Annotated in this window: 20 protein-coding genes; 16 read left to right on the top strand and 4 right to left on the bottom strand. The window is 71.2% G+C overall.

Annotated elements, in window-relative coordinates; genetic code table 11:
* Positions 1 to 27 precede the first annotated feature (27 nt).
* The 11 genes from ASC77_RS08145 to ASC77_RS08195 are packed head-to-tail and all read left to right on the top strand — an operon-like array spanning position 28 to position 10,221.
* A complete protein-coding gene (locus tag ASC77_RS08145) occupies positions 28 to 714 on the top strand; it encodes a TetR/AcrR family transcriptional regulator (RefSeq protein ID WP_056150913.1) in 687 nt (228 codons plus the stop codon).
* Complete coding sequence (locus ASC77_RS08150; RefSeq protein WP_082574583.1) at positions 711 to 1,865, top strand: spermidine/putrescine ABC transporter substrate-binding protein; 1,155 nt, start codon at positions 711 to 713, stop codon at positions 1,863 to 1,865. Before ASC77_RS08145 ends, ASC77_RS08150 begins: the two co-directional genes overlap by 4 nt.
* Before the next feature lies 1 nt (position 1,866).
* Positions 1,867 to 2,769, top strand: a complete 903-nt coding sequence (locus ASC77_RS08155) for an ABC transporter permease (protein ID WP_056150916.1) — start codon at positions 1,867 to 1,869, stop codon at positions 2,767 to 2,769.
* Positions 2,770 to 2,771: 2 nt separating this feature from the next.
* Positions 2,772 to 3,611: an ABC transporter permease gene (locus ASC77_RS08160; protein WP_056150917.1), complete on the top strand. Its 840-nt coding sequence runs from the start codon at positions 2,772 to 2,774 to the stop codon at positions 3,609 to 3,611.
* The gene (locus ASC77_RS08165; RefSeq protein ID WP_056150919.1) at positions 3,608 to 4,672 is read left to right on the top strand and encodes an ABC transporter ATP-binding protein; all 1,065 of its coding nucleotides are present in this window, start codon (positions 3,608 to 3,610) and stop codon (positions 4,670 to 4,672) included. Before ASC77_RS08160 ends, ASC77_RS08165 begins: the two co-directional genes overlap by 4 nt.
* On the top strand, positions 4,669 to 5,976 hold the full coding sequence (locus ASC77_RS08170) for a flavin monoamine oxidase family protein (protein WP_056150921.1): 1,308 nt from the start codon (positions 4,669 to 4,671) through the stop codon (positions 5,974 to 5,976). Before ASC77_RS08165 ends, ASC77_RS08170 begins: the two co-directional genes overlap by 4 nt.
* 12 nt (positions 5,977 to 5,988) lie before the next feature.
* Positions 5,989 to 7,143, top strand: a complete 1,155-nt coding sequence (locus ASC77_RS08175) for an acyl-CoA dehydrogenase family protein (protein WP_056150923.1) — start codon at positions 5,989 to 5,991, stop codon at positions 7,141 to 7,143.
* 1 nt (position 7,144) lies between these two features.
* A complete protein-coding gene (locus tag ASC77_RS08180) occupies positions 7,145 to 7,945 on the top strand; it encodes an enoyl-CoA hydratase-related protein (RefSeq protein WP_056150925.1) in 801 nt (266 codons plus the stop codon).
* A gap of 13 nt (positions 7,946 to 7,958) precedes the next feature.
* On the top strand, positions 7,959 to 8,843 hold the full coding sequence (locus tag ASC77_RS08185; protein WP_056150927.1) for a 3-keto-5-aminohexanoate cleavage protein: 885 nt from the start codon (positions 7,959 to 7,961) through the stop codon (positions 8,841 to 8,843).
* Complete coding sequence (locus tag ASC77_RS08190) at positions 8,840 to 9,781, top strand: 3-hydroxyacyl-CoA dehydrogenase NAD-binding domain-containing protein (RefSeq protein WP_056150930.1); 942 nt, start codon at positions 8,840 to 8,842, stop codon at positions 9,779 to 9,781. The genes ASC77_RS08185 and ASC77_RS08190 overlap by 4 nt, the downstream gene beginning before the upstream one ends.
* Entirely contained in the window at positions 9,778 to 10,221 is a 444-nt protein-coding gene (locus ASC77_RS08195) for a thioesterase family protein (protein WP_056150932.1), read from the top strand. Before ASC77_RS08190 ends, ASC77_RS08195 begins: the two co-directional genes overlap by 4 nt.
* A gap of 27 nt (positions 10,222 to 10,248) precedes the next feature.
* On the opposite strand, the gene ASC77_RS08200 is transcribed toward ASC77_RS08195, so the two are convergent.
* Complete coding sequence (locus ASC77_RS08200; protein WP_156390998.1) at positions 10,249 to 11,877, bottom strand: hypothetical protein; 1,629 nt, start codon at positions 11,875 to 11,877, stop codon at positions 10,249 to 10,251.
* A 120-nt stretch (positions 11,878 to 11,997) separates the two neighbouring features.
* Between ASC77_RS08200 and ASC77_RS08205 the strand changes: the two genes are divergently transcribed.
* Entirely contained in the window at positions 11,998 to 13,059 is a 1,062-nt protein-coding gene (locus ASC77_RS08205; protein ID WP_056150936.1) for a hypothetical protein, read from the top strand.
* Positions 13,060 to 13,186: 127 nt separating this feature from the next.
* On the top strand, positions 13,187 to 14,806 hold the full coding sequence (locus ASC77_RS08210) for a methyl-accepting chemotaxis protein (protein ID WP_056150938.1): 1,620 nt from the start codon (positions 13,187 to 13,189) through the stop codon (positions 14,804 to 14,806).
* A gap of 15 nt (positions 14,807 to 14,821) precedes the next feature.
* On the opposite strand, the gene ASC77_RS08215 is transcribed toward ASC77_RS08210, so the two are convergent.
* Positions 14,822 to 16,633 carry a 3-hydroxyacyl-CoA dehydrogenase family protein gene (locus tag ASC77_RS08215; RefSeq protein WP_235547545.1) on the bottom strand — a complete coding sequence of 604 codons (1,812 nt, stop codon included), beginning with the start codon at positions 16,631 to 16,633 and terminating at the stop codon, positions 14,822 to 14,824.
* A 122-nt stretch (positions 16,634 to 16,755) separates the two neighbouring features.
* Between ASC77_RS08215 and nucS the strand changes: the two genes are divergently transcribed.
* From nucS to ASC77_RS08230, 3 genes are all read left to right on the top strand, one after another.
* The gene (gene nucS, locus ASC77_RS08220) at positions 16,756 to 17,433 is read left to right on the top strand and encodes an endonuclease NucS (protein WP_056150942.1); all 678 of its coding nucleotides are present in this window, start codon (positions 16,756 to 16,758) and stop codon (positions 17,431 to 17,433) included.
* A 182-nt stretch (positions 17,434 to 17,615) separates the two neighbouring features.
* Positions 17,616 to 18,878: a putative glycoside hydrolase gene (locus tag ASC77_RS08225; RefSeq protein ID WP_162249808.1), complete on the top strand. Its 1,263-nt coding sequence runs from the start codon at positions 17,616 to 17,618 to the stop codon at positions 18,876 to 18,878.
* Between the two features lie 45 nt (positions 18,879 to 18,923).
* Complete coding sequence (locus tag ASC77_RS08230) at positions 18,924 to 19,238, top strand: DUF952 domain-containing protein (protein ID WP_200944939.1); 315 nt, start codon at positions 18,924 to 18,926, stop codon at positions 19,236 to 19,238.
* Here ASC77_RS08230 and ASC77_RS08235 read toward each other — a convergent pair.
* Both ASC77_RS08235 and ASC77_RS08240 read right to left on the bottom strand, forming a co-directional pair.
* Complete coding sequence (locus tag ASC77_RS08235) at positions 19,225 to 20,682, bottom strand: PAS domain S-box protein (protein ID WP_056150948.1); 1,458 nt, start codon at positions 20,680 to 20,682, stop codon at positions 19,225 to 19,227. The genes ASC77_RS08230 and ASC77_RS08235 overlap by 14 nt on opposite strands.
* A 28-nt stretch (positions 20,683 to 20,710) precedes the next feature.
* The gene (locus ASC77_RS08240; protein ID WP_056150950.1) at positions 20,711 to 21,637 is read right to left on the bottom strand and encodes an FAD-dependent oxidoreductase; all 927 of its coding nucleotides are present in this window, start codon (positions 21,635 to 21,637) and stop codon (positions 20,711 to 20,713) included.
* Between the last annotated feature and the right edge of the window lie 28 nt (positions 21,638 to 21,665).

The following is a 21,665-nucleotide window of genomic DNA, read 5'->3' on the forward strand; positions in this document are numbered from 1 at the left end:
CGAATGGGACCGTAGGTGGGAGGCCGCGTGACGGACAGCGGACGGCGTCCGGCGAACCAGCGCCAGCAGGCGGCGGCGGACGCCCGCGACAAGATCCTGGCCGCGGCTGCGGAGTGCATCGTCCGCGACGGCCTGGCCCAGGTCCGGATGGCCTCGATCGCCCGCACGGCCGGCGTGTCGAGCGGGCTGCTGCACTACCACTTCGACACCAAGGAGCAGCTCTTCGGCGAGGTGCTCACCTACTCCCACGCGGTGTCGGCCGAGCTCAACCAGCACGCCATGGCCAACGCCGGCGACCGGCCCGCGGAGCGGCTGTCGTCGTTCCTCGACCGGTGCCTGCCCAGCGACCACCAGCGAGCGGACGAGTGGCTGCTCTGGCAGGAGCTCGCGCTGCTCTGCATCCGCGACCCCCACCTGGCCAAGGTCGGCGCCGACCTCTACGAGGACCTCTACGGCACCGTGGCCGACATCGTCAGCGACGGGGTCGCCGCGGGCGTCTTCGCCACGGAGCTCGCTCCCCGGTTCGTGGCCGAGACGGCCATCGCCCTCACCGACGGGCTCGGCGCACGGGTCCTGGCGAGGGAGCCGGGCCTCGGCATCGCGGAGGCCCGCGCGGCGATCGCCGTCGCGATCGGCATCCTGGTCGGGCACGACGGGCCGCTGCCGGCCCCGGCGCCCTTCGACGGCCCCGCCGAAGGTGGAGCCGGGGCATGACCCCCCGCCCCGGCCCGGAGCTGCCCCGCCCGACACGGCGGGGCCTCCTGGCCGGCGGCCTGGCGCTGGGTGCATCTCTGGGCGCCTCGATGACGTTGCCCGGCTGCGCCTACATCCGCGACGACGTCCCCACCGACGCTCCCCTGCCCCCGTCGGCGAAGGCCGAGGTCGACGGCGACCTCGTCTACTTCAACTGGGCCGACTACCTGGCACCGAGCGTGCTCAAGGGCTTCCAGAGGGAGTACGGCGTCAAGATCATCGAGTCCAACTTCGACTCGATGGAGGGCATGTACGCCAAGCTCGCGGCCGGCAACCAGTACGACATCGTCTTCCCGATCGCCAAGTGGGTCGTCAAGCTCCGCCAGGAGGGCAAGCTCCGCTCCATCGACCCGGCCGAGCTGCGGAACGCCGACCAGGTCTTCTACTCCGGGTCCTACTTCAACGACCCGTGGTACGACGCCGGGTCGAAGGTCTCGGTCCCGTTCACCGTCTACAAGACCGGGGTCGGCTGGCGCACCGACAAGGTCTCAACGATGACGGACAGCTGGAAGGACCTCTGGAACGACGAGGCACGCGGACGCATCTTCACCCTCGACGACCAGGACGAGGCGCTCGCGATGGCCGCGCTGATCCTCGGCTACGACGTGAACACCGCGAAGCAGTCGGAGCTCGACGACATCAAGGACCTGCTGATCAGCCAGAAGGAGTACCTCCGCGCCTACTCCTCCGACGACATCAACAACATGACCAGCGGCGACGCGTGGATCCACCACATGTGGAGCGGGGACTTCCTCTACCTCCGCCAGGGCCTGGCCGACGACCCCACGCAGTTCGACTTCCAGGCGCCGAGCGAGGGTGTCCCGATCAACTCCGACGCCTACGCGATCCCCACGAACGCCCGGCACCCCGGCACGGCGATGCTCTTCATCGACTACCTGCTGCGGCCCGAGAACGCCGTCAAGAACATGAACTACCTCTACTACCCCTTCCCGGTGAAGGACGCGCTGCCGGCCTTCGCCGAGCTCGCGAAGGACGTGCCCGCCTGCAACGTCGAGATCTCCGACCTGGAGAACGAGAACGTCTTCCGGCTCCTCGGCACCGACGAGGTCCAGCGCCGCTCGGCCGTGTGGACCGAAGTGAAGGCGAGCTGAGATGGCCGTCCAGGAGGTCAGCCAGGAGGTCACCCCGGAGCGCGGCCGGCGGCCGCGATCCGCTCAGCGCACCTCGCTGTGGGGCTGGCTGCTCGCGCTGCCGACCGCCTGGATGGTCGCGTTCTTCGTCTCCAGCATGGCGATCATCGTGCTGCTCTCCTTCGGACGCACCACCAACGACGGCTACCCGGCCTTCGCGACCAGCACCGCCAACTACCGGGCGATCTGGAACGAGGTCTACCTCGAGCTGTTCCTGCGGTCCCTGACGTACGCCGTGGCGACCGTCGTCATCTCCGCCCTGATCGCCTATCCGGTCGCCTACACGATCGCCCTCCACGGCGGGCGCTACAAGAACGCACTCATCGCCGCGATCGTCGTCCCGTTCTTCGCCAGCTACCTGGTGCGGATGTATGCCTGGAAGGCGCTGCTCTCGGACGACGGCCTGGTCAACAGCGGGCTGCGCCGCTCCGGGCTGACCGACGGGATCACGTTCCTCAACACGCCGTACGCCGTGATCGGCGGCCTGGTCTACGGCTTCGTCGTCTTCATGATCCTGCCGGTCTACGCCTCCCTGGAGCGGCTCGACACCTCGCTCATCGAAGCCGGCAAGGACCTCTACCACGGCCCGGTCCGCACGTTCTTCAGCGTGACGCTGCCCGCCACGCGGGCCGGGTTGTACGGCGGGGTGCTGCTGGTGTTCCTTCCCGCACTGGGCGACTTCGTCAGCGCCCAGCTGCTCGGCGGGGCGAACACGTTCATGATGGGCAACCTCGTCCAGCAGCAGTTCGCCGAGGGGCAGAACTGGCCGCTGGGCTCCGCCCTGACCGTGGGCATGATGGCCGCCCTGACCGCCCTCATGGTGGTCTACCTGCGGGCCACGTCGACCCGCCGGCGGGAGGCGTAGCCATGGCCCGCGCCCGGAGGCTCGAGCGGAAGCCGGTGCTCGCCGTCATCGTGACGGCCGTCTTCTTCGCCTGGCTCTACCTGCCGATCCTGGCGGTCGCCCTCTTCAGCCTCAACGACAAGAAGTCGCTGTCGTCGTTCGGCGGCTTCAGCCTGCGCTGGTACGACGACCTGGTCCACAACACGGCGCTGCTCGACTCCCTGGTCGCGAGCCTGAAGATCGCGACGGTCGCCACCCTCGGCTCGCTCGTGCTCGGGACGATGCTCGCGCTCGGGCTCGAGCGGGTGACGTCGCGACGCGGCCGGGTGATCGGCGCCGTGACGCTGCTCCCGCTCGTCACCCCGGAGATCGTCACCGGTGTGGCCGCGCTGCTGCTCTTCACCGGGATCGGTCTCAAGCTGTCGATGACCACGGTCATCCTCGCGGAGATCACGTTCTCGATCGCCTACGTGACCGTCATCGTCCGGGGCCGCCTGGCCGGCATCGCCGGCGAGGTCGAGGAGGCAGCGCGCGACCTGGGCTGCACGCCCTCCCAGGCCGTCCGGCTGGTGACGCTCCCGACCCTGGTGCCGGCGCTGGTCGGCGCGGGACTGCTCGTCTTCGCGCTCGTCTTCGACGACTTCGTGCTCGCGTTCTTCACCACCGGCGTCGACCCGCAGCCGCTGCCGGTGCGCGTCTACTCGTCGATCCGCTTCGGGGTCTCCCCCGCCATCAACGCGATCGGCACCCTGATGCTGCTCGCCTCCGCCCTGCTGATCGTCGCCGCCCTGTGGGTCCCGCGGCTCTTCAACCGCGGCGGTGCGTCCAGCCTCGACCTGATCACCGGAGGTGACCAGCGGTGAGCACGCCCTCCGTCTCGTTGCGCGGCCTGACCAAGGACTTCGCCGGCGCGACCGTCGTCGACCACCTCGACCTCGACATCGCCCGTGGCGAGTTCTTCTCGTTGCTGGGGCCGTCGGGCTGCGGGAAGACCACGACGCTGCGGATGATCGCCGGCTTCAGCGACCCGACGTCCGGCACGATCCTCGTCGACGGCGAGGACGTGACCTGCACGCCGCCGCACAAGCGCGACGTCAACACGGTCTTCCAGAGCTACGCGCTCTTCGAGCACCTCGACGTCCGCGGCAACGTCGGCTTCGGCCTGCGCCGCAAGGGCCTCGACCGGCGCACCATCGACGCGCGCGTCTCCGAGATGCTGGAGCTCGTCGAGCTCGGCGACCGGCACAAGGAGCGGCCCAACCGGCTCTCCGGCGGTCAGCGCCAACGGGTCGCCCTGGCCCGGGCCCTCATCAACCAGCCGAAGGTGCTGCTGCTCGACGAACCGCTCGCGGCGCTCGACCTCAAGCTCCGCCACGCGATGCAGGCCGAGCTCAAGGCGATCCAGCGCGAGGTCGGCATCACCTTCCTCTTCGTCACCCACGACCAGGACGAGGCGCTCAGCATGAGCGACCGGGTCGCGATCATGAACGACGGCGTCATCGAGCAGTGCGGTGCACCCGAGGACGTCTACGAGCGGCCGAGCTCGGTCTTCGCGGCCGGCTTCATCGGCACCAGCAACCTGATGAGCGGCACCTGGACGGCCGGCTGCGTGTCCGTGGCCGACCTGTCGATCCCGGTGCCCGGCCACCAGGGCTCGGCCGAGGGCGACGCCGTCAGCGTGACCGTCCGCCCCGAGAAGATCTGGCTCAGCGAGCTCACCCCGCAGATGTTCCGGGTGAGCGGCACGATCGTCGCCACCAGCTACCACGGCGCGACGACCCAGTACGTCGTCTCGATCGGCCCCGACCTCAGCCTCACCGTGCTGGAGCAGAACCTCCCGCAGATGCGGGCCGACGACCGGTGGCACGCCGGCGACCGCGTCGAGGTCGGCTGGCTGCCCGAGCACACCGTGGTGCTCACGTGACCGACGTCGTCGTCGTCGGCGCCGGCCTCGCCGGGCTCGCCGCGGCCCGCGACCTGGAGGCCGGGGGTGCGCAGGTCACCGTCCTGGAGGCGCGGGCCCGGGTCGGCGGCCGGGTCGAGCAGGTCGAGCTGCCCGACGGCCGGCGCGTCCAGCTCGGTGGCGAGGTCGTCGGCAACGCCCACACCAGCTATCTCGGACTGGTCGCGGAGCTCGGCCTGACCCTCACCGCGTCGTACGTCGCGGAGCCCGGCGAGATCACCCGGCAGGTCCCCGGGTCGGTGGACGTCGGCGACTGGCCGTCCTGGTGCACCGACGCCGACCGGGCGTCGTACGACGAGGTCGAGCAGGCGCTCGCAAAGGTGCTCGCCTCGATCGACCCGGACGACCCGTGGTCGTGCCCCGACCTCGAGCGGCTCGACCGGCTCAGCGTCGGTGACTGGCTGCGGGAGGTGGGTGCGACGCCCGGGGTGCTGCGGCTGTGGGACCTCGTCCACCTCAGCCTGTCCGACGGCTCGATCGAGCGACAGAGCCTCTTCGCCTACGCCCGCAAGACCGTGGTCGGCGGCACGACCGGCAGCTACGACGTCGAGCAGTGGGAGAACCTCCGCGTGGCCGAGGGCTCGGCCACCGTCGCGCTGACGATGGCCGAGGCACTGCGCGACGTGCGCCTGTCGACCCCCGTGCGCCGGATCCGCATCGACCCGGCCGGCAGCGTCGTCACGACGCACACCGGCGAGGAGCTGCGGGCGGACGCCGTGGTCATCGCGGTGCCTGCGGGTCCGGCCCGGGACATCGACATCTCCGGCGTCAGCGACGCGCGGCTGACGTCGTTGCGGCGGCAACGGCACGCCTGGGCGGCCAAGTTCGTCGCGGCGTACGACGAGCCCTTCTGGCGCGCTCGCGGCCAGAACGCGCTCGCCGAGAGCGAGGGAACGCTCGGCTCGACCTGGCCGCAGCAGCACGGCGTCCTCTCGGCGCTGGTGCCACCCGAGCGGTACGCCGCGTTCGCGGCCACGGACCCGGAGACCCGGACCCGCGAGGCGCTCGACCAGGTCGCCGAGCTCTACGGCCCGCAGGCGACGACCCCGCTGCAGACCTGGACCCGGCTGTGGGGCACCGACCCCTGGACCCAGGGCTACGTCACGAACTGGCGTCCCGGCGACGTGTTGGCGGTCGGGCCGCTGCACGGCACCCACGAGCCGCCGTTCTACGTGTGCGGCTCCGACCAGTGGGTCGCCGGCTACATGGAGGGCGCGGTCCGCACCGGCCGGGGTGCGGCGGCGGCCGCACTCGCAGGGAAGTAGAGGGACGACGACATGGACTTCGGCCTGACCGACGAGCAGCGCAGCATCGTCGAGGTGACGCGCGCCTTCGTGGAGCGCGAGCTCTACCCCCACGAGGAGGAGGTCGAGCGCACCGGGGTGCTGCGCCCCGAGCTCGCGGCCCAGATCCGCGCGAAGGCGCTGGCGGCGGGGCTGTACGCCGCCAACATGCCCGAGGAGGTCGGCGGTGCCGGGCTCGACACGGTCACCTGGGTCCTCTACGAGAAGGAGCTCGGCAGGGCGAGCTATGCCCTGCACTACACCGGCGTCGTCCGCCCGTCGAACATCCTGCTCGCCGGCACCGAGGCGCAGCGCGAGCGCTACCTCTACCCGTGCGTGCGCGGCGAGAAGATCGACTGCCTGGCGATGACCGAGCCCGGCGCCGGGTCCGACATGCGCGGGATGCGCACCAAGGCGGTCCGTCAGGGCGACGACTGGGTCATCCGCGGGACCAAGCACTTCATCAGCCACGCCGACGAGGCCGACTTCGTGATCCTGGTAGCCGTCACCGGGGCCGACCACGCGGGGCGGCCGACGATGTCGACGTTCCTGGTCGACCTCGACACCCCCGGCCTGCACGTGCATCCCGGCTACCGGAACGTCTCGCACCGCGGCTACACCAACTCGATCCTCGAGTTCGACGACGTCCGGGTCGGTGCCGACGCGCTGCTGGGCGAGGAGGGCAAGGGCTTCGAGCTGGCGGGCACCTGGCTCGGCTCGACCCGGCTCCAGGTCGCCGCCTCCTGCCTCGGCCGCGCCGAGCGGGCGCTCGAGCTGTCGGTCCGGCAGGCAGCGACACGTGAGCAGTTCGGGCAGCCGATCGGGCGCTTCCAGGGCGTCGGCTTCAAGCTCGCCGACATGGCGACCGAGCTGCGTGCCGCCGAGCTGATGACGCTGCACGCCGCCTGGAAGCACGACCAGGGCACCGTCAACGACGCCGACATCGCCATGGCCAAGCTCAAGGCCACCGAGATGCTCGCGATGGTCTCCGACGAGGCGATCCAGATCCACGGCGGCATGGGGCTCATGGACGAGCTGCCCCTGGAGCGGATCTGGCGCGACGCGCGGATCGAGCGGATCTGGGACGGCACGTCGGAGATCCAGCGCCACATCATCGGCCGGTCGCTGCTGCGGCCGTGGGGAGCCTGACATGAGCGACACCCAGCAGAGCAGCAGCGTGACGACCCGGGTCGAGGACGGCGTCCTCGAGGTCACCCTGGACCGGCCGCCGGCCAACGCCATCGACCTGCCCACCAGCCGCGTGATGGGCGAGGTCTTCGCCGCCTTCCGGGACGACGCCGACCTGCGGGTGGCGATCGTGCGCACCGAGGGTGACAAGTTCTTCTGCGCCGGCTGGGACCTCAAGGCCGCGGCCGAGGGCGCCGCCGTTCAGGGCGAGTACGGCGTCGGCGGGTTCGGCGGGCTCCAGGAGCTGCCCGACCTCAACAAACCGGTGATCGCCGCCGTCCACGGCATGGCGGTCGGCGGTGGCTGGGAGCTGGCGCTGTCGTGCGACCTGGTCTACGCCTCCGAGGCCACCCGGTTCGGACTGCCGGAGATCAACGCCGGCACCCTGGCCGACGCCGCGACCATCAAGCTCCCGAAGCGGATGCCCTACCACGTCGCGATGGAGCTCCTCCTGACCGGACGCTGGATGCCGGCGAGCGAGGCCGCCCGGTGGGGCGTCGTCAACGAGGTGCTGGCCGACGAGGCCGCCGTACGCGCGCGAGCCTGGGAGACCGCGCGGCTGCTGGCCGCGGGGCCGCCGCTCGTCTTCGCCGCGATCAAGGAGACGGCCCGGGCCGCCGAGTCGCTGCGGTTCCAGGAGGCGATGGACCTCGTGACGTCGAGCGGCCTCCCGACCGTGGCGACGCTCTACGACTCCGAGGACGGCGTCGAGGGCTTCCGTGCCTTCGCCGAGAAACGACCGCCGGTCTGGAAGGGCCGCTGATGAAGGAGACACCGTGAACCGCAACGTCATGATCACCTGCGCGCTCACCGGCGCCGGCGACACCGTCGGCCGCTCCGAGCACGTGCCGGTGACCCCGGAGCAGATCGCCGAGTCGGGGATCGCCGCCGCCCGCGCCGGCGCCACGATCGTCCACGTGCACGTCCGCGATCCCGAGACCGGCGTGGGCTCGCGCGAGGTCGCCCTCTACCGCGAGGTGGTGGAGCGGATCCGTGCCTCGGACGTGGACGTCATCATCAACACCACCGCAGGCATGGGCGGCGACCTGGTGCTCGACCCGCACGACCCGACGACCTTCCTCGCGGGCACCGACCTGGTCAGTGGCGTCGACCGACTCCCCCACGTCGAGGAGCTCCTCCCCGACATCTGCACGCTCGACTGCGGCAGCCTCAACTTCGGGGAGGGCAGCCTGGTCTACGTGTCGACGCCCGACATGCTGCGCGAGGGAGCCAAGAAGATCCAGGAGCTCGGCGTGCGCTGCGAGATGGAGATCTTCGACACCGGGCACCTCTGGTTCGCCAAGACCCTGGTCGAGGAGGGCCTCATCGACGCGCCGGCGATGTACCAGCTCTGCATGGGCATCCCGTACGGCGCCCCTGCCGACCCGCAGACCCTGATGGCGATGGTGGCGCAGCTGCCGGAGGACGCCGTGTGGGCGTCGTTCGCCCTCGGCCCGATGCAGATGCCGTGGGTGGCGCAGTCGGTCCTGCTCGGCGGTCACGTGCGCGTCGGCCTGGAGGACAACCTCTACCTGGCCAAGGGCGTGAAGGCGACGAACGCCCAGCTCGTCGAGAGGGCGCGGACGATCGTGGAGTCCATGGGCGCCCACGTGGCCACCCCGGACGAGGGGCGCGAGATCCTCGCGTTGGGCAAGCGATGACCCGCGTCGCGCCGGACCAGGTCAGGACCGTCACCTGCATCGGCGCCGGAGTGATCGGTGGCGGGTGGGCGGCGTACTTCCTGGCCCGCGGGTACGACGTCGTCGCCTGGGACCCGGCCCCCGACGCCGAGGGCCGTCTGCGCCACGTCGTCGACGCGGCCTGGCCGGCCCTGACCGAGCTCGGCCTGGCGGACGGCGCGAGCCGCGACCGGCTCACCTACGAGCCCGACCTGGCGACGGCCCTGGCGGGCGCCGACTTCGTGCAGGAGAGTGCGCCCGAGGACCTCGACCTCAAGATCAGGCTCCTCGCGGACATCGACGCGGTGACGCCCGAGGGCGTCGTCATCTCCTCGTCGACGTCGGGCTACGGCATGAGTGAGATGCAGGGCAGCTGCTCGCACCCTGAGCGCACCGTCGTCGGACATCCGTTCAACCCGCCGTACCTGATCCCGCTGGTCGAGGTCGTCGGCGGCGAGGCCACCGACGCCGACGTCGTCGCGTGGACCGCCGCGTTCTACCGCGTGGCCGGGAAGTCGGTGATCGAGATGGACCGGGAGGTGCCCGGCTTCATCGCCAACCGGCTGCAGGAGGCGCTGTGGCGCGAGGCGCTGCACATGGTCGCCAACGGAGAGGCGACGGTCGAGCAGATCGACCAGTCGATCGTCGACGGCCCGGGCCTGCGCTGGGCGCTCCAGGGACCGATGCTGACCTTCCACCTGGCCGGCGGCCAGGGCGGCATGGCGCACATGCTCGACCACTTCGGACCGTCGCTGCTCTCTCCGTGGACCCGGCTGGAGGCGCCGGAGCTGACCACCGAGCTGCGCAACGAGGTGGTCGACGGCTGCGCGCGCGAGTCCGGCGACCGCACCATCGACGACCTCGTCGCCGAGCGGGACCGCGGTGTCGTCGCGATCCTGAGGATGCAGGGCGACAGGTGACCGCGCTCTGGCGAGAGCCGGTCCTCCCGGAGTGGATCGACTACAACGGCCATCTCTCCGAGGCCTACTACGTGCTCGTGTTCGGCCACGCCACCGATGCGGTGATGGATGCCGTGGGTCTGGGACCGGACTACCGGACGGCCCACGACGCCTCGCTCTACACGCTGGAGGCGCACGTGCGCTACCTCGACGAGGTCTCGCTCGGCGACGACCTCGAGGTGCGCTCGTCGGTCATCGGCGCCACGGGCAAGCTGCTCTGGCTCTGGCACGAGATGTACGCCGGCGGGAGGCTGCGGGCCACCGAGGAGGTCCTCGGCGTGCACGTGGTCGGCCGGGCCTCGGCGCCCTTCCCCGACGACATCGCCGCCCGCGTCAGGGCCGCATGCGTCGAGCCGCCCGACGAGGCCGGCGGCCGGATCCGGCCGCTCCCGCAGGGCTGAGCAGCGCTCGCGTCGCGACCCGACCGTCTAGGAGCAGGACGTGGGTCGCGTGGTGCCCGGGCGCAGGCAGGACTGGACGATCTTGGGCTTCTTGCCCGCGCGGACCGTCAGGGTGGTCGACCGGCCGATGGCCTTCGGCTTGGTCACCAGGACCACGACCTTGCTGCCCTGCCTCAGGCCGCGTGCCTTCCAGAGCTCGTTGCCGAAGGACCGGATCCCCTTCTTTACGCGCTTGACGACCTTCGTCTTGAACAGGCAGCCGCGACCCTGGCAGCGGATCGTGATCGTCTCGCCGCCACCCAGTCGTGACACGCTCACCTGGGTGATGACGGTCGTCGGTCCGCTCCGGTAGCGGAGCTTCGTGCGCGCGGCGAGCCGGGGGCTCCGCGACGCGAAGGTCGTGCCGGTGGTCGTGGTCGTGCCCTCGGCGTTCGTGGCGCGCACCCGCACGTGGTAGGTGGTGCCCGGCTTGAGGCCGGTCAGCCTGACGGCGACGTTCGTGGCGGCGGCGCTCGCGGGCACGACGTACGGGCCGGCGGTGCGTCCGTAGGCCGTCGTCGCGCCGTAGTCGAAGAACACCCGGGTCTCGTTGCCCCGGGGATCCACGACCGAGGACGCGGTCGCCGCCGTGGTGGTCGGGGCCTTCACCGCCGCCGCGGAGGCGCGCGGTGCCGCGTCGACGAACCGGAGCAGGCTCGCGTTGCGCTGGTCGGTCACGTAGAGCTCGCCGTCGGGTCCGTCCACGACCGCGTGCGGCTCGGTCGCGGGCAGGGCCTCGAAGCTGCTGGAGACCCCGTCGGCCGAGATGCGGACCAGGTTCGCGCTCGCCTGTCCCGCGACGTAGATCCTGCCGTCGCCGCTCGCGACGATGCCGTACGGGTTGGCCAGCGTGCCGCCGGTGAGCGGGATCTCCTGCGCCGACCCATTGTTCTGGCTGGCCGGGAAGCGGACCACCTTGCCGGTGTTCCACTCGGTCACCCACAGGTTCCCCGCGCCGTCTGCCGCGATCCCTTCCGGGCCCGAGCCGGTCGCGACCGTGATCGTGCTGTCGACGTTGAACGCGCCATCCAGGGAGAAGCGCCGGACCACGTCGCCCCCGAAGTCGGGCGCGAAGAGCTTGCCACTGGCGACGGCGAGGTCGTAGACCTCACCGCCGCCGGCGCTCACGTTCGTCACGCCGCCCAGGCCCGTGTCGGCCACCGAGCCGAGCTGGCTGCCGCCCCCGTTGCAGGTGCCGTCCGAGGGCAGGGAGTAGTACATGCGTCCGTCGCCACCGGACACCAGGGCCACCGGCCCGCACGTCGAGGGCCCCGTAGCGATGTCGTGGGCCGTCGGCGACGGCGCCGTCGCGTCGAACCAGGTCAGCTTGCGCGAGCCGGTGACGGCGACCCATACCCGCCCGCCCGGCCCGACAGCCACGGTCGACGGGGCGTCCCCGACCGCGAAGCGCTCCAGGAGTGCCCCGCTCGGCGACAGTCGAGCGACGGAGTCGTTGAACTCCTCGGCGACCCACAGGTTGCCGTCCGGCCCGAGAGCGATCCCGCTCCCTGCCGAGAGGAGCGGGAACGACGTCACCGATGCCCCCTGCGCGGGCGCGACGCCGGCGAGGAGCGGCACCACGAGGACGGTCACGACAAGGGCAGCCCACCGACGCATGGAGCGACCGTACGCCGCGGAGGCCGACGGGGATGCGAAAACGCCGCGCACGCGGATGACGGCTCCTATGCTGATCGGGACGGAGGGGCGCTCCCCGCGCCCACCACCTGTGGAGCCTCCATGTCAGACCACAAGCTGCTCCATCAGTCGGTTCCGGGTGCCGAGGCGGTCGAGGCTGCGACCGCGTCGAGTACAGGCCCCGCCGCGCCGGTCCCGCTCCCGGTCGTACGGCGCACCGACGACGATGTCGAGCGCGCGGCCGCGCGTCTGCGTGCTGCCCGAGGCCGGGGCAACGCAGGCCCGGGCGAGCTGGACAACCTGGCCAACTACAAGCTCGCCCCGGACCAGCAGGTGCCGAAGGCCGACGGCAGCAAGCCCGACGAGTACGCGGGCACGCCCAGCGGCAAGTTCTCGCCCGAGTCCAGCGCGACCAAACGGGCCGGGGTGGCGGCGGTCAAGGAGGGCGAGGCTCCGGACAAGAAGGCGCTCCACCAGCCCGTCGCCGACCTGGGCGAGATCTATGCCCACTGCTCCATGCTCGAGGCCGAGTTCAAGTACCAGGTGGAGCAGGTCGCCGCGAAGTCCAAGGGGAAGACCCAGTTCCGGCCCGGCGGGAAGATGAAGTCGCTCGACCGGACGATGGAGAAGGTGACGGCCGACTACAAGGGCGACATGTCGCGCATCGTCGACCTGACCGGCGGCTCGATCTCGTTCGACGATCCCAAGGACCTCGTCAAGTGCTACGGCACCATCGCCAAGAACCCGATGTTCCACCTGGTCCGGGTCAAGAACTCCCTCGTGAACGGCAAGGGCTACGGCGACATCAACCTGTCCATCGAGATGGGCGGCGCCGACATCGACATCTACGACGCTCGCGGGAAGGTCACCGGGAAGGAGCACTACGCCGGCTTCGTCATCGAGCTGCAGCTCCACCTGGCGCCGATCATCGGGGTCAAGGAGGCGGCCCACAAGCAGTACGAGAAGATGCGGACCCTCGACGCCGACAACAAGGTGGCGGGCAAGAAGGAGGACCGGTCCGACTGGAGCCCTGAGGACCGTACGGCGTACGAGGACCTGTTGAGCGAGATGGAAGGGCTCTACGGCAAGGCGTGGGAGACGCTCGGGAGCACCAAGGCGCTCAACCGGAAGCTCAAGGTGATCAAGCCCATGAGCCCGACGTAGCGGCGGTCCACGAACCTCTCACCTCAGCGGGTCGGTGGCCGATCTACGACCATGGCGCCGCGTCTCGGAGGCGTCGTCCACCGACGACCCCACGACGCGATCGATCGCGCCCTTCGAGAGGCCAGCCATGGTTGACACGACGCACCGCTCACCCCGCCCGCTCCAGTGGATCCGCGACCTCCGGCTCCGGACCAAGATCCTGCTGTCGCTCGGTCTCGTCGTCCTGGTGGCCGCGGGCGTCGGCGCCTTCTCGATCAACCGACTCGGCGCCGTGGGACACGACGCCGACGTGCTCTACGACAACGCGGCGGTGCCGCTGGCCGCGCTCGGCGACCTGCGCGACATGGAGGGCGACAACCGGGTCCTGGTCTGGCGCTACGTCGACGCGGCGACGCCGGCGGACCGGAAGGACGCCGCGCAGGAGATCGCGGACACCGACGGCGAGGCCGACGCCGCGGTCGCGGCGTACCTGGCCGCCCACGGCAGCAGCACCGACCGGCGCGCCCGGCTGATGAGTGACTTCCAGGACGCCTGGAGCCAGTGGAAGGACGTCCGCGACAACACCGTCTTCCCCCTGGCGGGGACCGATGCGGGTCGGCGTGCGGTCATCGACGCCCTCGACCCTCTCGACGACAGCTTCGCGGAGCCCCTCGACGAGCTCTACACGCAGGAGACCGCCGCGGCGAAGGCGCTCGCGGACGACGCGGACGCGATGCAGAACCGCTCGCGGACGCTGATCCTCGTGATCCTCGCCGTCGGCCTCGCGCTCGCCGTGAGCCTGAGCCTGTACGTCGCGGGGCTGATCGTCGGACCGCTCCGCCGGGTCTCGGCCGTGCTCGACGCCGTCGCGCAGGGCCGGCTGGACGAGCGGATCGAGGTCGACTCCGCCGACGAGGCCGGCCACATGGCCGAGTCGCTCAACAACGCCCTGGTCAAGCTGTCCGAGGCGATGGGCGCGATGGACCAGAACGCCCACTCCCTGGCCTCCGCCTCCGAGGAGCTCTCGTCCGTGTCCGGCCAGATGAGCGCCTCGGCCGCCCAGTCGTCCTCGCAGGCCGGCGTGGTGTCCGCGGCTGCCGACACGGTCTCGCGCAACGTGCAGACGGTCTCGACCGGCACCGAGGAGATGTCCGCGTCGATCCGGGAGATCGCCCAGAACGCGGCCGACGCGGCCGGGGTCGCGGCGCAGGCGGTGCGCGTCGCCGAGACCACCAACGAGGCCGTCGCCAAGCTCGGCGTCTCCTCGGCCGAGGTCGGCAGCGTCATCAAGGTGATCAACTCGATCGCCGAGCAGACCAACCTCCTGGCCCTCAACGCCACCATCGAGGCAGCCCGCGCCGGCGAGGCCGGCAAGGGCTTCGCCGTGGTCGCCAACGAGGTCAAGGAGCTCGCCCAGGAGACCGGCAAGGCGACCGAGGACATCGCCCGCCGGATCGACGCGATCCAGTCCGACACCGAGGCAGCCGTGTCCGCGATCGCCGAGATCTCTCAGATCATCGGCCAGATCAACGACACCCAGGCCACCATCGCCTCCGCCGTGGAGGAGCAGACCGCGACCACCAACGAGATGCGCCGCAACGTCGGCGACGCGGCGACCGGCTCCCACGACATCGCTGAGAACGTCACCGGCGTGGCGCAGGCCGCCTCGGAGACCCAGGCCGCCGCCGACAGCACCAACGCGGCCGCCGGCGAGCTCGCCGAGATGGCAGCCGAGATGCGCACCCTGGTCGGCCAGTTCAGCTACTGACCGACCGGGAGCGGGTCACCTCGCGCTGTAGTCCCGGAAGCCGCGCTTGGTCTTGCGGCCGAGGTAGCCGGCGGTGACCAGGTGCTCGAGCAGCGGGGCGGGAGCGAAGCCGGGCTCGCGGAACTCCAGGTAGAGCTCGCGCTGGATCGCCAGCGACACGTCGTTCCCGACGACGTCGAGGAGCTCGAACGGGCCCATCGGCAGCGCACAGCCCTGCTTCATCGCGGTGTCGATGTCGTCGGCGGTGGCGTAGTGCGCCTCGAGCATCCGCACCGCGTCGTTCAGGTACGGGAAGAGCAGCGCGTTGACGATGAAGCCCGCCCGGTCGGCGCAGGAGACGCCGACCTTGCCGACCTTCGCGACCAGCGCCTGGGTGGTCTCGGTGACGGCGTCGTCGGTCGAGACGGTGGAGACCACCTCGACCAGCTTCATGATCGGGGCCGGGTTGAAGAAGTGCATCCCGATGACGTCCTGCGGCCGCGACGTCGCCTTCGCGCAGGCGATGATCGGCAGGCTCGAGGTGGTGGTCGCCAGGATGGCTCCCTGCTTGCAGATCTCGTCGAGGTTCTCGAAGAGGGTCGTCTTCACGGCCAGGTCCTCGGCGATGGCCTCGACGACGATGTCGACGTCCTTCAGGTCGTCGAGCGAGGTCGAGCCGGTCAGGCGGGCGAGCACCTCGGCCTTCTTCTCCTCGGTCGAGCGGCCGCGCTGGATCTGCTTGTCGAAGCTCTTGGTGATCGCGCTGACCACGCCGTCGACCTTGTCCTGGCCGCGGCCGACGAAGAGCACGTCGTACCCGCTCTTGGCGAAGACCTCGATGATGCCGGTGGCCATCGTGCCGGTGCCGACCACGCCGACCAGCGTGATGTCGTGGCGCAGCTGCGGCTGCTCGTCGGCGGACGGCGTGCGGTCGTCGGCGACCACGACCGGGCTGTCCGGCGCCTCGTAGGTGTAGAAGCCGCGGCCGGTCTTGCGACCCAGCATCCCGGCGGTGACCATCTGCTTGAGGATCGGCGACGGCGCGTGCAGGCGGTCGCGGCCCTGCCGGTACATCGTCTCGAGGATCTCGTACGCCGTGTCGAGGCCGATCAGGTCCAACAGCGCCAGCGGGCCCATCGGGTAGCCGCAGCCGAAGCGCATGGCGGCGTCGATGTCCTCGCGGGTGGCGTAGCGGCCCTCGTACATCGAGACCGCGTGGTTGAGGTAGCCGAAGAGCAGCGTGTTGGCGATGAAGCCCGCCTTGTCGCCGCAGACGACCGGGGTCTTGCCGAGCGCCGCCATCAGGGCCTGGACGTCCGCGAGCACCTGCTCCTCGGTGACGACCGTGCGCACGATCTCGACGAGCTGCTGGACCGGCGCGGGGTTGAAGAAGTGGACGCCGATGACGCGCCCGGGGCTCGAGTTCGCCGTCGAGATCTCGGTGACCGACAGGCTGGACGTGTTCGTCGCGAGGATCGTGTCGGGACCGACGATCGCGTCGAGCTGGCGGAAGAGCGCCTTCTTGGTCTCCAGGGACTCGACGACCGCCTCGACGACCAGGTCGGCCGACGCGACGTCGTCCATCGACGTGCTGAAGGTGATCCGGCCGAGGAGCTCGGCCTGCTCCGACTCGGTCAGCTTCTCCTTCTTCACGGCGCGGGTCGTCGAGTGCTCGAGGTACTGGCGGCCCCGGTCCAGCGCGTCGGCGTCCTTCTCGACGCCCACCACGGCGTAGCCGTTGCGGGCGAACACCTCGGCGATGCCGGCACCCATGGTGCCCAGGCCGATGACGCCGATCGTGCTGAAGGTGCGGGACTGGGAGTCTGACTCTGCGGGCGAGGTCGTCATGCGGCGCATCGTGGCATGCCCACCGCGTGCTGACTATGGCGTAGTTCACTCACCAGTAACTTAACGATCCAATCGGGCCGCGCCGCTCGGTCCCGGAGCCGGGACCGGTAGATTCCCGGCCCGTGAGACTCGTCGTAGCCCAGTGCCAGGTCGACTACGCCGGGCGGCTGACCGCCCACCTCCCGATGGCCACCCGGGTCCTGATGATCAAGGCCGACGGCTCGGTGCTGGTGCACTCCGACGGCGGCTCCTACAAGCCGCTCAACTGGATGTCGCCGCCGTGCACCCTGCGGGAGGGCACCACCGAGGACGGCCAGGTCGAGTGGACGGTCACCAACCCGAAGACCGACGACACCCTCCGGATCCTGCTCGCCGAGATCTTCAGCGACTCGCAGCACGACCTCGGCGTCGACCCCGGCCTGCAGAAGGACGGTGTCGAGAAGCACCTGCAGGAGCTGCTCGCCGACCACCCCGCGACGCTGGCCCCCGGCCTGACACTGGTACGCCGCGAGTACCCCACCGCCATCGGCCCCGTCGACCTGATGTGCCGCGACGAGGCCGGCGCGTCCGTGGCCGTCGAGATCAAGCGCCGCGGCGACATCGACGGCGTCGAGCAGCTCACCCGCTACCTCGAGCTGCTCAACCGCGACCCGCTGCTCTCCCCCGTCCGCGGCATCTTCGCCGCCCAGGAGATCAAGCCCCAGGCCCGCGTCCTCGCCACCGACCGCGGCATCGCCTGCGCCGTCGTCGACTACGACGCCCTCCGCGGCCTCGACGACCCGAGCCACCGGCTCTTCTAGCCCGCCCGTTCGGGTAGTCCCTGACGAAACGGTCCTCAGGTCGGCCGGGACGGGACCATTCCGTCAGGGACTACACAAACGGACCCCAGCAAACCCCGCCCGCATGGCTCATGCCGTTCGGCCCGTACGGCGCGCAAAGTTAAGACATGGTGCGCACGCTCATCTCGGACGATCTTCGTCCGATGAGTACATCGGTCACGACCGACGTCCTCGGAGGGCACCTTGTGAACACCCGTCAGATCCGCCGCACCGCCGTACGCCTCGCGGGCGTGGTGGTGATCCTCGCCACCGCCGTCGCCGCTGCCGGCCCGGCCCCGGCGGCGGACCGGCGGGTCAACGCCCGCTCAGACTCCCCCACCTGGGCCGCCGGCACCGGGGTGCTGACGCTGGACTGGGGCGACCTCGACAAGACCCCTCAGGCCGCACGGGGCGACGTCGTCGTGATGCAGTCGTGGGAGTACCCCCGCATTCCCGAGCTGCGGCGCCGACACCCCGGCATCACGATCCTGATGTACAAGGACGCCTCGGCCGTGGTGAAGGAGGCCGAGTCCGCGACCGGCCGCTTCCCCGCCGGTATGGGCTACGACTGGGTCGCCGCGCACCACCCGTCCTGGTTCCTGCGCGACCGGGCCGGCCAGCAGCTCGAGTGGTCGGACTGGCGCGGGCTCTACCCGATGGACGTCGCGGACCCCGGCTACCAGCAGACCTGGTCGCAGAACGTGCTCGCTGAGCTGCGCCAGCACCGGTGGGACGGCGTGATGATGGACGACGTCCTCACGATCCTCAGCCACCCGACCGTCGCCGGTCGCGTCTCCACGCGCATCCCCGACGACGCGGCGCAGTACGCCGCCACCGGCTCGTTCCTGGCGCACGTCGCTCCCCAGATCCGTCGCGCCGGCTACCTCGCGGTGCCCAACGTGTCCCTGGAGTGGGACAACTGGCGCACCGCGCTGAGAGACTGGACGCCGTACGTCTCCGGCTGGGAGAACGAGCACTTCACCAACTGGCCCGGCACCTCGGAGCGGTTCGTCGGCGCGGACTGGCGCTGGAAGTTCGACGCCGCCCGCTGGCTGGCCGCCCGGCGCGTGCCGCTGCTCGCGGTCGGCTACGGCCCCGCCGACGACCGGGTCCGGCAGACCTACGAGCGCGCGACCTGGCTGCTGTCCTGGAACGGCCGGACCGGGGCCAGCGTCTACGTGCCCGACGAGACCGACTCCAGCCACTGGCTGCCGGCCTCGACCCGCAGCGTCGGCCGCCCCGCCGGCCCCGCGGTCGAGAACGCCGACGGCACCTGGAGCCGTCGCTTCACCCGCGGGATCGTCGTTGTCAACCCGACCGCCGCGTCCCGCCCGGTCACGCTGCGCACCAGCTACCGCCGCGGCGAGCGCAGCGTGCGCTCCGTGCGGCTGGCCCCGACGACGGCCGCCATCCTCGACAACCGGTAGCCCTCGTCCCGATCAAGCACTCTCGGTATGGGAGAGGATCAGCGGGTGAGGATCTTCCACATCGCGACCCTGGCCGACTGGACCGACGCACAGGCGTCCGGTGCCTACACGACCTCCACCCGCGGGGTGACGCTCGAGGAGGAGGGCTACCTCCACGCCAGTCGCGCCGACCAGTGGGAGGGCGTGCGGGCGGCGTTCTACGCCGACGTGACCGAGCCGCTGGTGCTGCTCGAGATCGAGACCGATCTCCTCGACGTACCCGTCGTCGAGGAGCGGCCCGCTCCGGACGTCACCGAGACGTTCCCGCACGTGTACGGCGCGCTCGACCCGGCCGCTGTCGTCACGGTCACACCGCTGTAGCGCCGCCCTGCGCCTCGTGCGGCAGCGCGACCCGCACGACCGTGCCCACCCCCAGCTCGCTCTGGAGGTCGATCCACCCGCCGTGCGCCTCGACGATCGCGCGCGCGATCGGCAGCCCGAGCCCGGCACCCGGCACCTGGTCGGCGATCGCGCGCGGCGAGCGGTAGAGGCGCTCGAAGAGCCGGTCCTGCTCCTCCGGCGACACCCCGATCCCGGTGTCGCGGACCTCGATGACGCCCATCGCGCCGTGGTCGGTGATGGCGATGTCGACCGTGCCGCCCGCCTTCGTGAACTTCAGGGCGTTGGTCACCACGTTCTCCAGCACCTGGACGACGCGGTGGAGGTCCCCGACGACCGGCGCCGTCTCGCCGCCGACGAACGTCAGCGTCAGGGCCCGCTCGCGCGCCGCGAGCCGCAGGTCGTCGGCCACGCGACGGCAGACCTCGTCGAGGTCGAGCGACTCGCGCAGCATCCGCAGCCGGTCGTCCTCGAGGAACGCCATCGTGAGCAGGTCGTTGACGAGCTGCAGCTCCCGCGAGGCGTTCCGCTCGATCACGTTGAGGAGCTTGCGCGCCCTGCGGCTCAGGTCGCCCTCGTCGAGGTCGGACATCAGCTCGGCGTACCCGATGATCGAGGTCAGCGGGGTGCGCAGCTCGTGCGAGACGGTGGCGATCACGTCGTCGCGCAGCCGCTGCGACTCGGCCTGCATCTGGAGCCGGTCGGTGACGTCGCGCAGCGCGACCGACACCAGCACGCCCTCGTCGGTCTGCAGCGGGGCCATCGACACCTCGACCGGCACGTCGTGGCCGTCGCGGTGGCGGACCGCGGCGCCCTGGTTGGACTGCATCGGGCGCACGTCCGGGGCCTGGAGGTACTCCTGGAACCACGACCCGTCGGAGTCGCGCCGGTCCTCGGGGGCGAGCAGCGTGATCGACTGCCCGACCAGCTCGCCGGCCGGGTAGCCGAACACCTCGGTGACCTGCTTGTTGGCCAGCACGATCGTGGTGGACGAGTCGATGATGACCATCGGGTCCGGCGTCGCCTCGAGCAGGTTGCGGAAGCGCTCCTCGTCCTGGGTGCGGGCGGTGATGTCCCGCACGGTGGCGGACACGTACTTCTCGCCGTCGACGTCGATCGGGGCGAGCGAGATCTCCGCCGGGAACTCGGTGCCGTCGCTGCGAGTGGCCGCCAGCCGGAGCAGCCCCATCGGGCGCGGGTTGGCGGCGGCGCCGTACCCCTCGCGTCGCCGCGGGTGGTTGCCGCGGACGCCGAGCGGCACCAGCACGTCCACCGACTTCCCGACGAGCTCCTCCGGCGGCGACCCGAAGACGGCGAGGCACTGCGGGTTGGCGCGCACGATCACGCCAGCGCTGTCCACGACGACCACGGCGTCGGGCGCTGTCTCGAAGACTCCACGGAAGAGGGCTCCCGCGTCGGGTTCCACGCGCTGAGGGTATCGGCTGGGTGACACTTCAACGACCGATCAGCGAGACCACCTCGTCGGCGACGCCCCAGCTGAGGGTGACGCCGGCGCCGCCGTGCCCGTAGCAGTGGACCACGTCACCGACCCGCTCGAGACGTACGGCGGGCCGCACCGGCCGCAGCCCGACCTTGTGCCGCAGCACCCGCGCGCCGCGCAGCTGCGGCACGAGCGCGGCCGCACGGCCGACGATCTCGGCCGCCGTCGCGGGCGACGGCGTGCGGCTCCAGTCGCCCTCGATGTCCGTGCCCCCGAGGACGATGTCGTGCTCCCTCGGCACGACGTACGTCGGGCCCGCGGAGTCGAGCCACCAGCGCTCGAGCCCCACCTGCTCGACGACCACGACCTGGCCGCGCACCGGCACGACGGTCCGGTCGGCGCCGAGCAGCCGGGCCCCGAGACCGGCGCAGTTCACGACCAGCCCGGTCGCCGGCAGTGCCGCGAGGTTGAGGCGCGTGATCGTGCCGCCGAGCGACTCGACCCGCGCCGCCAGCCACCCGAGGTAGACGCCCATGTCGGCGACCGGCGTCGTGAACGACCACCCGGCCGCCCAGCCCGCCGGGACGTCCCGGGTGTGCTGCAGCGCGGGCACCGCCGAGCACCACCACGGATCGGCCCGGTCGACGACCAGCACCTCGGTGCCCGGCACCATCCGGACCCCGGACTCGGGATCGGTGTCGGCGAGCGCGTCGAAGACGGCGTACGACGTGCGCGCCCACGCCGTGACCCGGTCCTGCGGGAGCGCGCGGTAGGGGTACCAGAGCGCGGCCGCCACGGCCGAGGTCGTCTCCCGCGGGAGGTCGCGGGCGACCACGTCGACCCGCAGGCCCGCCTCGAGCAGCCGGACCGCGCAGGTCAGGCCGACGACTCCCGCGCCGACCACGATCACCCGCTCGGCGAGACCTCCCGGGGCTGGCATGGGGAAAGTGTGGCCCACGGGGCGGCGC

This window comes from Nocardioides sp. Root1257, assembly GCF_001425175.1.
In the GTDB taxonomy this organism is placed as follows: domain Bacteria; phylum Actinomycetota; class Actinomycetes; order Propionibacteriales; family Nocardioidaceae; genus Nocardioides.